Origin of the sequence: Citrobacter sp. RHBSTW-00599 (genome assembly GCF_013784065.1) — a bacterium.
GTDB lineage: Bacteria > Pseudomonadota > Gammaproteobacteria > Enterobacterales > Enterobacteriaceae > Citrobacter > Citrobacter braakii.
Window position 1 is genome coordinate 1349087 of record NZ_CP056717.1, and the last position, 12184, is coordinate 1361270.

12 protein-coding genes are annotated in these 12184 nt (G+C 54.8%); 6 read left to right on the forward strand and 6 right to left on the reverse strand.

From position 1 onward, the window contains the following. Positions 1-61: 61 nt before the first annotated feature. The 4 genes from qseE to glnB are packed head-to-tail and all read left to right on the forward strand — an operon-like array spanning position 62 to position 3991. The gene (qseE, locus tag HV243_RS06380) at positions 62-1492 is read left to right on the forward strand and encodes a two component system sensor histidine kinase QseE/GlrK (protein ID WP_049282310.1); all 1431 of its coding nucleotides are present in this window, start codon (positions 62-64) and stop codon (positions 1490-1492) included. A gap of 22 nt (positions 1493-1514) precedes the next feature. Then, a complete protein-coding gene (qseG, locus tag HV243_RS06385) occupies positions 1515-2258 on the forward strand; it encodes a two-component system QseEF-associated lipoprotein QseG (protein WP_053389594.1) in 744 nt (247 codons plus the stop codon). Continuing rightward, entirely contained in the window at positions 2258-3592 is a 1335-nt protein-coding gene (gene glrR, locus HV243_RS06390; RefSeq protein WP_304412487.1) for a two-component system response regulator GlrR, read from the forward strand. Before qseG ends, glrR begins: the two co-directional genes overlap by 1 nt. A gap of 60 nt (positions 3593-3652) precedes the next feature. Continuing rightward, on the forward strand, positions 3653-3991 hold the full coding sequence (glnB, locus tag HV243_RS06395; RefSeq protein WP_002914032.1) for a nitrogen regulatory protein P-II: 339 nt from the start codon (positions 3653-3655) through the stop codon (positions 3989-3991). Between the two features lie 95 nt (positions 3992-4086). On the opposite strand, the gene hmpA is transcribed toward glnB, so the two are convergent. Beyond that, complete coding sequence (gene hmpA, locus HV243_RS06400; RefSeq protein ID WP_053389595.1) at positions 4087-5277, reverse strand: NO-inducible flavohemoprotein; 1191 nt, start codon at positions 5275-5277, stop codon at positions 4087-4089. A gap of 326 nt (positions 5278-5603) precedes the next feature. On the opposite strand from hmpA, the gene glyA reads away from it, so the two are divergent. Further along, complete coding sequence (glyA, locus tag HV243_RS06405) at positions 5604-6857, forward strand: serine hydroxymethyltransferase (RefSeq protein WP_003835277.1); 1254 nt, start codon at positions 5604-5606, stop codon at positions 6855-6857. Positions 6858-6935: 78 nt separating this feature from the next. On the opposite strand, the gene hcaD is transcribed toward glyA, so the two are convergent. From hcaD to hcaE, 5 genes are read right to left on the reverse strand one after another with little or no spacing between them, the layout of a single operon-like run. Then, positions 6936-8138, reverse strand: coding sequence for a phenylpropionate dioxygenase ferredoxin reductase subunit (gene hcaD / locus HV243_RS06410; RefSeq protein WP_131351139.1), 1203 nt, complete (start codon positions 8136-8138; stop codon positions 6936-6938). A gap of 9 nt (positions 8139-8147) precedes the next feature. Continuing rightward, positions 8148-8960 carry a 3-phenylpropionate-dihydrodiol/cinnamic acid-dihydrodiol dehydrogenase gene (hcaB, locus tag HV243_RS06415; protein WP_019077395.1) on the reverse strand — a complete coding sequence of 271 codons (813 nt, stop codon included), beginning with the start codon at positions 8958-8960 and terminating at the stop codon, positions 8148-8150. After that, the gene (hcaC, locus tag HV243_RS06420) at positions 8957-9277 is read right to left on the reverse strand and encodes a 3-phenylpropionate/cinnamic acid dioxygenase ferredoxin subunit (protein WP_016154025.1); all 321 of its coding nucleotides are present in this window, start codon (positions 9275-9277) and stop codon (positions 8957-8959) included. Before hcaC ends, hcaB begins: the two co-directional genes overlap by 4 nt. After that, positions 9277-9795, reverse strand: a complete 519-nt coding sequence (gene hcaF / locus HV243_RS06425) for a 3-phenylpropionate/cinnamic acid dioxygenase subunit beta (RefSeq protein WP_016154024.1) — start codon at positions 9793-9795, stop codon at positions 9277-9279. Before hcaF ends, hcaC begins: the two co-directional genes overlap by 1 nt. Continuing rightward, positions 9792-11153 (reverse strand): 3-phenylpropionate/cinnamic acid dioxygenase subunit alpha, encoded by a 1362-nt coding sequence (hcaE, locus tag HV243_RS06430; protein WP_053388683.1) that lies wholly within the window; start codon positions 11151-11153, stop codon positions 9792-9794. Before hcaE ends, hcaF begins: the two co-directional genes overlap by 4 nt. Before the next feature lie 135 nt (positions 11154-11288). Between hcaE and hcaR the strand changes: the two genes are divergently transcribed. After that, entirely contained in the window at positions 11289-12182 is an 894-nt protein-coding gene (gene hcaR / locus HV243_RS06435) for a DNA-binding transcriptional regulator HcaR (RefSeq protein WP_046275228.1), read from the forward strand. The last annotated feature ends 2 nt before the right edge of the window (positions 12183-12184 follow it).

The window sequence follows — 12184 nt, forward strand, 5'->3', positions numbered from 1 at the left end:
GTTGTATCTGACGTTCCCCTCAGTTAGCATCAACCTATTCCTGTCCATTGAGAGTAACGCCTTGAAGCGCTGGTCTGTTTTCCCCCGATCTTTACGTCAATTGGTTACGTTGGCATTTTTGCTTATCCTGCTGCCGTTGTTAGTTTTGGCCTGGCAGGCGTGGCAAAGTCTGAATGCCCTGAGCGCGCAGGCGGCGCTGACGAACCAAACCACGCTGATTGACGCCAGACGCAGCGAAGCGATGACCAATGCCGCGCTGGAGATGGAGCGTAGCTACCGGCAATACTGTGTGCTTGATGACCCAACGCTGGCTAAGGTTTACCAGAGCCAACGTAAACGCTACAGCGACATGCTGGATGCGCATGCGGGCGTGTTGCCGGATACCAAGCTTTATCAGGCACTGCGTCAGGACCTCAACGATCTCGCGCAGTTACAGTGCACCAACAGTGGTCCTGATAGCGTGGCGGCGGCGCGGCTGGACGCTTTCGCCAGTGCCAATACTGAAATGGTACAAGCGACGCGCACGGTCGTCTTTTCTCGCGGGCAGCAGCTACAGCAGGAAATAGCCGAACGTGGGCAGTTCTTTGGCTGGCAGGCGCTGGTGCTGTTTCTTGTCAGCCTGGCGATGGTGTTGCTGTTTACCCGCATGATAATCGGTCCGGTGAAGGGCATAGAAAAAATGATCAATCGTCTGGGGGAAGGGCGCTCGCTGGGCGATAGCGTATTATTTACGGGACCCCGGGAGCTGCGGTCCGTGGGCCAGCGCATTATCTGGCTGAGCGAACGTCTCTCCTGGCTGGAGTCACAACGACATCAGTTTTTACGCCATCTGTCTCATGAGCTGAAAACGCCTCTGGCGAGTATGCGCGAAGGTACCGAGCTGTTAGCCGATCAGGTCGTTGGGCCGTTAACGCCAGAGCAAAAAGAGGTGGTCGGAATTCTCGATGACAGTAGCCGCAACCTGCAAAAACTGATTGAGCAACTGCTCGATTACAACCGCAAGCTGGCGGATGACGAGGTTGAGCTTGAACGTGTGGAAATCGCGCCGTTGGTGGAAAGCGTTGTTTCTGCACATAGCCTGCCGGCTCGCGCCAAAATGATACATACTGATGTTGCGCTTGCGGTGAACGCCTGCCTGGCAGAACCGATGCTATTGATGAGCGTGCTGGACAATCTTTATTCCAATGCGGTGCACTATGGCGCTGAATCCGGTAACATTTGGATCCGCAGCAGTTTGCATGGCTCAATGGTATACATTGATGTAATGAATACCGGCACACCGATTCCAGAAGCAGAACAGACCATGATCTTCGAGCCTTTTTTCCAGGGTAGCCATCAGCGAAAAGGGGCGGTAAAAGGAAGCGGGTTGGGGCTGAGCATTGCCAGAGATTGCATCCGCCGTATGCGGGGCAAACTGTATCTGGTTGATGAGCATGCGCAAAACGTTTGTTTTCGCATAGAACTGCCGCTATCTGCAGCGAAAAATCACTAAAATAAACCTAAGTCTGGTGAGTATGCCATACGTTGTTGTCCGAATGCTTAAACGACATTTTTTCCGTCGCGTCATCCTCGCAAGCCTGCCGTGTCTGGCGCTGGTAGGCTGCGTCCCGAACGCGGTGAATCATATTATCGGCGACCCCTCGCAGGAGAAAATTCCGCCTCATCAACTGGCGGACTACCTTGCAACCGACTGTAGCGATATCTGGTCGCTGTCTGGTCAGCCCACAGAGACCAATCCGCTGTACTGGCTGCGGGCGATGGATTGCGCCAATCGCCTGATGCCGGTACAGGCGCGTAGTGAAGCCAGCACGATGATGCCTGATACCTGGCAGGGGGCTTTCAGGCGCGGGATCCTGCTTGATAACGCCAACATTACGCCGCCTGAAAGGCGGGAGACGGTTACGCGCCTCGACGCATTAAGCCCGCAAATTCCGCCACAGGTACGCCCGCTGTATCAGGTCTGGCGCAGCAGTCAGACGTTGCAGTTGCAACTGGCCGAAGAGCGTATGCGCTACAGCAAGCTTCAGCAGACGTCAGACAGCGATCTTGATACGCTACGTCAGCAGCAGCAACATTTGCAGTCTCAGCTCGATCTTACGACCCGCAAGCTGGAGAATCTAACCGATATTGAACGCCAGCTTTCTACGCGCAAACCTGCCGGTAGTTACAACCCTGATGCGCCGCACGGGAACGATAAACTCACCCCACCTGATAACGAGGAAGGCGCAGCGCCGTCTGCCGATGAGGTCACGCCATGATAAGCCGTAAGCCCGCGCATCTGCTGCTGGTGGATGACGATCCCGGCCTGTTGAAATTACTTGGAATGCGCCTGACCAGCGAAGGCTACAGCGTCGTAACCGCAGAAAGCGGGCAGGAAGGGCTACGAGTGCTGAACCGTGAAAAAGTGGATCTGGTTATTAGCGATCTGCGCATGGATGAAATGGACGGCATGCAGCTGTTTACTGAAATCCAGAAAGTGCAGCCGGGAATGCCGGTTATTATCCTCACCGCTCACGGTTCCATCCCCGACGCCGTTGCGGCGACCCAGCAAGGGGTGTTCAGCTTTCTCACTAAGCCAGTCGATAAAGACGCGTTATACCATGCGATCGACGGGGCGTTGGAACAGTCTGCACCTGCCGCTGATGACAGCTGGCGTGAGTCCATCGTCACCCGCAGCCCACTGATGCTGCGCCTGCTGGAACAGGCGCGCATGGTGGCGCAATCGGACGTAAGCGTATTGATCAACGGCCAAAGCGGAACCGGGAAAGAAGTTTTTGCCCAGGCCATTCACAACGCCAGCCCGCGCAGCCACAAGCCTTTTATTGCCATTAACTGTGGCGCATTGCCGGAACAACTGCTGGAGTCTGAGCTGTTTGGTCATGCGCGCGGCGCCTTTACCGGCGCGGTGAGCAATCGTGAAGGGCTATTTCAGGCCGCGGAAGGCGGGACGCTGTTTCTCGATGAGATTGGCGATATGCCCGCGCCGTTGCAGGTTAAATTGCTACGTGTATTGCAGGAGCGAAAAGTCAGGCCGCTGGGTAGTAACCGCGATATCGATATTGATGTGCGGATCGTTTCCGCGACCCACCGTGATTTACCCAAAGCGATGGCTCGGGGGGAATTTCGCGAAGATTTGTACTATCGCCTCAACGTGGTGAGCCTGAAGATCCCGGCGCTGGCCGAGCGTACGGAAGATATTCCGCTGCTGGCAAACCATCTGCTGCGCCAGTCTGCTGAACGACACAAACCGTTCGTGCGCGCCTTTTCGACCGATGCCATGAAACGGTTAATGACCGCCAGTTGGCCTGGTAACGTGCGTCAATTGGTTAACGTGATTGAGCAGTGCGTGGCGTTGACCTCTTCGCCGGTGATCAGCGACGCGCTGGTGGAGCAGGCGCTGGAAGGGGAGAACACCGCGCTGCCGACCTTTGTTGAAGCGCGTAACCAGTTTGAACTCAACTACTTGCGTAAGCTGTTGCAAATCACCAAGGGCAATGTGACCCATGCGGCGCGAATGGCGGGGCGCAACCGCACCGAATTCTACAAGTTGCTCTCTCGCCATGAGCTGGATGCAAACGATTTCAAAGAATAAATCTGCGGATTATGTTAGTTTTATTCGATCAAAAGACAGGCGACCTTTTCAAGGAATAGCATGAAAAAGATTGATGCGATTATTAAACCCTTCAAGCTGGACGACGTCCGCGAAGCGCTGGCTGAAGTCGGCATTACCGGTATGACTGTAACAGAAGTGAAAGGGTTTGGCCGTCAGAAAGGCCATACTGAGCTGTACCGTGGTGCGGAATATATGGTGGATTTTCTGCCGAAGGTAAAAATTGAAATTGTGGTCACCGACGACATCGTCGATACCTGCGTCGACACCATTATTCGTACTGCCCAGACCGGTAAAATCGGTGACGGTAAGATTTTTGTCTTCGACGTGGCACGCGTGATTCGTATTCGCACCGGTGAAGAAGACGACGCGGCAATCTAAGCCGCGCCGTGCTTGCCGGATGGCGGTGTAAACACCTTATCAGGCCTACAATATCCCGTAGGCCTGATAAGCGCAGCGCCATCCGGCATGAGTAATTACAAGACTTTATGCGGGCCGAAGCATTCGTAATGAATGTTCTCGTTTTTCACGCCCAGATCGACCAGCTGCTTCGCGGCAAACTGCATAAAGCCAACCGGACCGCACAGATAAAACTGCATCGCCGGATCGCTGATTGCGCCTTCCAGTTTGTTCAAATCCATCAGACCAACGCTATCAAACGCACCTTTCGCGCGATCGGCTTCGGTTGGCTCACGATACCAGGTGTGTGCGCTAAAGCGTGGCAGCGTTTTGCCCAGTTCATTCACTTCATCGGCAAAGGCATGTACATCGCCATTTTCTGCCGCGTGGAACCAGTTAACCTGCGCCGTATGATTCGCTTTTGCCAGCGTATCCAGCATCGCCAGCATCGGGGTTTGACCCACGCCTGCTGAAATCAGAGACACTGGGGTATCGGTCGCGACGTCCATAAAGAAATCGCCCGCAGGTGCGGCTAAGTGAACGATGTCGCCAACATTCGCATGGTTGTGCAGCCAGGTGGAAACCTGACCACCGTCTTCACGCTTCACAGCAATACGGTAGCCTTTGCCATCGGGTTTACGGGTCAGTGAGTACTGACGAATTTCCTGATGCGGGAAACCTTCCGGCTTCAGCCAGACGCCCAGGTATTGCCCCGGATGATATTCAGCCACTGCGCCACCGTCGACAGGTTCAAATTCAAAGCTGGTGATAAGCGCACTGCGTGGGGTTTTTGCCACGATGCGGAAAGGACGGGTACCTTCCCAGCCGCCATTTTTATTGGCATTTTCGCTGTAGATCTGCGCTTCACGGTTGATGAAAACGTTCGCCAGCACGCCGTATGCTTTGCCCCAAGCATCCAGAACTTCCTGGCCCGGACTGAACATTTCGTCCAGCGTTGCCAGCAAATGGCCACCTACGATGTTGTACTGCTCCGGTTTAATCTGGAAGCTGGTATGCTTCTGCGCGATTTTCTCAACGGCAGGCAACAGCGCCGCCAGGTTCTCGATATTGCTGGCATACGCGGCAATAGCGTTAAACAGCGCTTCCCGCTGATCGCCATTACGCTGGTTACTCATGTTGAAGATTTCTTTCAACTCTGGGTTATGCGTAAACATGCGATCGTAGAAATGGGCGGTCAGCTTCGGGCCTGTTTCAACCAGCAGGGGAATGGTGGCTTTCACTGTAGCGATGGTTTGTGCGTCAAGCATACGGTCTTCCTTTATCTGAAATTTTAATGATGTATGTCAAATGCATCTTATAAAAAATACCCCTGCATTGTAAATGGTTCTTTGTCACTTTGCGTTGTAAAGGTTACATCGTGAAAAATCTGCATCACAAACCTGAAAAGAAATCCGTTGAAATTCAGCAGACCTTTGTTCTCCAAAGCCTTGCGTGCCGTGAAGGTAATCGTTTGCGTAAAATCCTTTGTCAAGACCTGTTATCGAAGAATGATTCGGTTATACTGTTCGCCGTCGTCCAACGGGACTGCCTTTTTAGGCCGAAATTCTATTGTTAGCTGAGTCAGGAGATGCGGATGTTAAAGCGTGAAATGAACATTGCCGATTATGATGCCGAACTGTGGCAGGCTATGGAGCAGGAAAAAGTACGTCAGGAAGAGCACATCGAACTGATCGCCTCCGAAAACTACACCAGCCCGCGTGTTATGCAGGCGCAGGGTTCTCAGCTGACCAACAAATACGCTGAAGGTTATCCGGGCAAGCGCTACTACGGCGGTTGTGAGTACGTTGATATCGTTGAGCAATTGGCTATCGATCGTGCAAAAGAGCTGTTTGGCGCTGACTACGCTAACGTACAGCCGCACTCCGGCTCTCAGGCTAACTTCGCTGTTTACACCGCTCTGCTGCAACCGGGTGATACCGTTCTGGGTATGAACCTGGCGCAAGGCGGCCACCTGACTCACGGTTCCCCGGTTAACTTCTCTGGCAAGCTGTACAACATCATCCCTTACGGTATTGATGAGTCCGGTAAAATTGACTACGAAGATATGGCTAAGCAGGCCAAAGAGCACAAGCCGAAGATGATCATCGGCGGCTTCTCTGCTTACTCCGGCGTTGTTGACTGGGCAAAAATGCGTGAAATCGCCGACAGCATTGGCGCATACCTGTTCGTTGACATGGCGCACGTTGCGGGCCTGATCGCCGCAGGCGTTTACCCGAACCCGGTTCCACACGCACACGTAGTGACCACCACCACCCACAAAACCCTGGCGGGTCCGCGCGGCGGCCTGATCCTGGCGAAAGGCGGTGACGAAGAGCTGTACAAAAAGCTGAACTCCGCGGTGTTCCCAAGCGCACAGGGCGGCCCGCTGATGCACGTGATCGCGGCGAAAGCCGTGGCGCTGAAAGAAGCGATGGAGCCTGAGTTTAAGGTTTACCAGCAGCAGGTTGCCAAAAACGCCAAAGCGATGGTGGAAGTGTTCCTGAACCGTGGCTACAAAGTGGTTTCTGGCGGTACTGAAAACCACCTGTTCCTGCTGGATCTGGTTGATAAAAACCTGACCGGTAAAGAAGCTGACGCCGCACTGGGCCGCGCTAACATCACTGTTAACAAAAACAGCGTGCCGAACGATCCGAAGAGCCCGTTTGTGACTTCCGGTATCCGTATCGGTTCTCCGGCTGTAACTCGCCGTGGCTTTAAAGAAGCGGAAGTGAAAGAGCTGGCTGGCTGGATGTGTGACGTTCTGGACAACATCAATGACGAAGCCGTTATCGAGCGCGTCAAAGGTAAAGTTCTGGATATCTGCGCACGCTTCCCGGTTTACGCGTAATTCTGCTTAACGCAAAACGAAAGGCCGCTGATGCGGCCTTTTTTAATGCCTGATAGCGCTGCGCTTATCAGGCTGCTATCACAACGACTTCAGCGGCACGCTTTCATCGCATAGCGCTTCCTCGCTTACCACTCGTCCTGAATGAATTAACTTACGCAGTGCGCGCACTTCGCGTCCATTGTTGAGCGCTACTGCGCCAATTAGCTTCCCATCATGCAGTTGGAACCAGATAGCCTTGCCGTCATCCGGATTGCCACGACATAACCATGTTTGCCCTTGCATATCGCCAACAAATTGCAGATTGTCATTAAATTGGTCAGTCCAGAACCAGCCTGGCGTCTTCTCCGGCAACGGCAGGTTGAGCATTGCGGCAGCGGCAATCTGTGCCTGGTTATTGGCATTTTCCCAACTTTCTACCCGTTCTAACGAACCGTCGGGCTGGCGCGTTATCGCCACATCACCAGCGGCAAAAATCGCGGGTTCGGAGGTGATGCAGGCGGAGTCAACGATAATACCGTTAGCCGTCTCCAGCCCCGCTTCGCGAGCCAGCGCATCATTCGCCACGATGCCGATGCCATAAACCAGCGCATCGGCCTGTAGCGTCTCGCCGTTTTGCAGGGTAAGCGAGAGAAACTCTCCCGCTTCAGCGTGCTCAATGGCGCTGTTGAGCAGCACCCGCACCCCTGCCTGTCGGTGGCGGTTTAGCAGATAGTCGCGCACCGGAGCAGGGGCGTTGCGGCCCATTACCGTTGAGGCCAGCTCCACTAACGTCACCCGACAGCCGCGTAGGATTGCGCTGGCCGCTAATTCCAGGCCAATGGTGCCCGCACCGACAATCACAATCGACTTGCCCGGCAGCAAGGTACCGCGCAGACGCTCGGCATCTGTGGCGTGACGCAGGGTAAAGCAACGTTCGCCCAGTTTATCCAGCAGCGGCAGCGGTCTGGCGGCGGCCCCGGTCGCCAACAGCAACTGCGACCAGCGGTATGACTGACCATCGGCGAGCATCAGCATGCGCGAGGTGCGGTCAATCTGATGCAGCGTGACGCCGAGATGCAGCTGTACGTTGTTCTCCCGCCACCAGTCAGCGTTCAGGATCGGCTGTCGCTGTGGATTTTCGTCCAGCAGCATCGCTTTGGAGAGCGGAGGGCGTTCATAGGGCAGATACGGCTCATCGGAAAACAGATGCAATTCGCCGTTAAATCCTTGCTGACGCAGTGCGACGGCGGCCATTGCCGCAGCCTGACCACCGCCGACGATAGCGATAATTTTATGGCTCATAACACCTCCTCAGAGATCCAGTCCGGCGGCAACGTGACGAATACCGCGAATACCCAAACCGGCATCGGCATTGATCATCACGCCACTCAATGTGCGATTGTTGCGCTTTGACGCCAGCATCACATACGGGCCGGTAAAATCCGCTGGCTCAGGAAAAAACTGCAACGGCAAAATGGCGGCGATTTTTTCCGGCGTCAGCGACTGCATAATCGACGTATCGCCCTGGCCCAGCGCCTGTGGGCCGCGCAGATCGGTCGCCATGCCGCACGGACCGACGCCGTTGACGCGCACCTTTGGCGCCAGCTCGTAGGCTAACTGGCGAATCAACCCGGTGGCGGCATGTTTAGAGGCGGTATACAACGGACCGCCGCCGCCGGGATACCACGCCGCGTTGGAAAGGGTAAAGATGATGTTGCCTTCGCTGGCGATAAGCGCAGGGGCGCAGGCTTTTGCGCCCAGCAGATAACCCAGCACGTTGACGTTAAACAGCTCATGAAAGCCGCTCTCCAGCGCGTCTGCTGGCGTATTGACCAGCGAGGCGTTGTGATCCCATATCCCGGCATTGCCGATCAAACAGTCCAGCGTGCCGTAGCGCGCCAGAATTTGATCCACCGCGCGCTGATAGTCGGCGTAGCAGGTGACGTTGCCTTCTACTGCCAGCACATGTTCGCCAAAACGTTGGCGCAGGCTGGCGACTTTGGCTGGCGAAAGTTCCAGCGTGGCGACCCGCGCGCCTTCCTCAATGAAACGCTCGACCAGCGCCAGGCCAAGACCGGAGCCGCCGCCGGTGATAAAGACCACGTTATCGCGTAAATCGCTCATCTCGCGTCCTCTGGAATATCAACGAACACATCACTACCTTCCACGTACACCGCGTAGGTGGTCAGCGGATCGGTGGCAGGTAAACACAACGCCTTACCGGTTTTCAGGCAGAAACTGGCGGCATGTAGCGGGCATTCCACCGTCGCATCGTCTTCCAGATAACCTTCCGACATCGAGGCATTACCGTGGCTACAGCGATCGTTAATGGCATAAAACTCGCCGCCAACGTTGAACAGCGCGATGACGGGCGAGGTGTCGAGCCGGAGCGCTTCACCCTCCGGCAAATCCCCTACGGGGCAGGCATAAATACGACTCATCAGAACAATACACTCAGGTTATGGGAGGTGATCACCGCTTGATCCAGCACGATCTCACGCTCCAGTAAGCGCCACTCATCGCCCGGTAAACGGCGCACTTTGTCCATGCGCATGCCGACGTAAAAGGTTTCATCGCGCTCTTTTTGCGCGCGATACAGCAGATAGTTAAGGCGCACGGCGAACACATCCGGCACTTCGGTTTCACTGACCTGACAGTTGCTGATCAGGTGCCGGGTACGCGACGGCGGCTCCTCTGCCCAGGCCATTCCGGTTTCCAGTCGCGCAATACGGCGTTCAAGCTGATCTTTGTTGTCGTTAAAAATCCAGGTGGTTGGCGGCTGCACGCCTTTGCGACGGTCGCGCGTCTGGGCATTGACTGTTGTGCGCATGGTATAGCGAATGTCGTCATCCAGCTGTGCCAGCCAGTCGCGAAACTGCCAGTCATCCAGCAGGCTGGCTTCATGGTAGAGAAACTGCGTAATGCGGTGATGCAGTTCCAGGGAAACTAAAGCACTCATTTCATCACCTCCTGCTGGTAAGCGGCGGTTTTTTCCTGCACTTCCTGCCAGCTTTCGCTGCTGAGTAAATCAGCCCAGCGCTGATACATGCCACGGGCGGCGGTTTCTGAGAAGATGTAGTTGGTGATCCCCGGAATGCCGTCTTCACGACGTCTCTCCTGACCTAACCCCATTTCCAAGCACAGTTTGCTATTACGCGCCCGATGCCCCTTCAGCAGTTTTTGAATTTCACACCAGTTTTCCGAGTCGTCCTGCTCAAGGAATCCGGCGGGGCCAAAAGCGCGCGTAGCGCTGTTTTCAAATGCGGCTTTCACTTCATCAGAGGCGGCTTTATCGGTAATACAGAACGCCCACACTTCAACCTGATCAGGACCGCGCGGATGCCAGACGCGCAACGTAGCGGTACCGTTGAGCCAGGAAAGCGTTGGAAAAATGTTGTTGTGACCGGCCAGACGCAGGGCACGAACCTTACCCAGACGCTGTTCAGCTTCCGCGTAGGTGTCGCGGTAGTAGCTGGAGACTTCGCCGTCGACCCACACGTTGGCATCCGGCTTTTCGGTAAAGAAGAAGCCGCTGCCGTGCCCGTCCTGGCCGAACTGTAGTGCATCTTTGGCGGTTTCCCACACCGGGCGAGCGGTTTGTCCGTCACCGAGGCGTTTATCGCTACCGTCGTCTTTTGCCCCCAACACCTGCACAGCGGAGGCATGGCTGAACAATGCGTGATACTGATCGCTGGCAAACTGTTCGGCGGGGAATTTCCAGTTACAGTCGATGGTCCACTTCTGTATGCCGCCGACGATTTCTGTGCCGCCTTCGCGGCGGTCAAGCACGCCGTCGAGATACCACGCAATGTCGCCGAGATAATCGCGTAGCGTGGGCGCGGTGGTGTCCCAGTTGCCGAAAATCAGCCCTTTATAGCTCTCTACGCCAGGAACTTCGTTCAGTCCCCAGTGCGATTTGCATAGCCCTTGCGGGTAAGCGCGAGGCTCCAGCGGGACGTCGATCAGCTCGCCATTGATACCGTACGACCAGCCGTGATACGGGCAGGTAAAGGCGCGAGTGTTCCCGCAGTCGGCGTAGCTGACGCGCATCGCCCGGTGGCGGCACTGGTTGAGAAACGCTTTGATGCTGCCGTCTTTCTGGCGAACCACCACGACTGCATCCTCGCCCATGTAGGTGTTAAAAAAATCACCGGCTTTGGGGATTTGGCTTTCGTGGGCGAGAAATAGCCAGCAGCGCCCGAAGATGCGTTCCAGCTCCAGTTGGTAAATTTCTGGGTCAGTATAAATCCGTGGGGTTACACGACCGTTTTGCGTGTCGATCAGTTGGTAGATGTCTAAATTTGAGGGTGTGGTCATATTTTTTAATCCTGAAAGATAAGATGTATTGACCTTCTATTTTTGTGCCATAAGGATGTTGCTGGTTAGTTATCAATCTGTGAAATAGTAAATTTCTACCAGTTGAGACATTTTTTCGATAACAAGGAGAAGGGCATGGAACTGAGGCACTTACGCTATTTTGTGGCGGTGGCGCAGGCGCTGAATTTCACCCGGGCGGCAGAAAAGCTGCATACCTCTCAGCCGTCGTTAAGCAGCCAGATCCGCGATCTGGAAACCTGCGTGGGCGTTCCGTTACTGGTGCGGGACAAGCGAAAAGTTGCGCTGACGGCGGCGGGGGAGTGCTTTTTACAGGACGCGCTGGCGATCCTTGAGCAGGCGGAAAATGCCAAAGTTCGCGCCCGTAAAACGGGGCAGGAAGATAATCATTTCGCTATTGGTTTTGTCCCTTCCGCTGAGGTGAATTTGCTCCCGAAGGTGCTACCCTTATTTCGTTTAAAACAACCGGATACGCACATTGAGCTGGTAAGCCTGATAACCACCGAACAGGAAGAAAGGATCCTCAACGGAGAACTGGACGTGGGCTTAATGCGTCACCCGGTGTACAGCCCGGAGCTGGATTATCTGGAGCTGATTCATGAGCCGCTGGTCGTGGTGTTACCGGTGAATCATCCGTTAGCCAATGAGCAAGCGATCTCCGCAGAACAGTTACACGGCGTAAATTTTGTCAGTACCGATCCCGCTTATTCCGGGGCGCTAGCGATGATTGTCAAAAACTGGTTTCAGCAGCAGGAAAGCCAGCCCAATATTGTGCAGGTAGCGACCAATATTCTGGTGACCATGAATCTGGTCGGCATGGGGCTGGGGGTGACTTTGATACCCGGTTATATGAATAATTTTAATACCGGGCAGGTGGTTTTTCGGCCTATTGTTGGCGATGTTCCGACCATTGCCCTGCTGATGGCGTGGAAAAAAGGGCCAATCAAACCGGCATTGACCGATTTTATCGCCACTGTGCATGAACGTTTAGCCGTGAGCCTGGCGGAGTAATG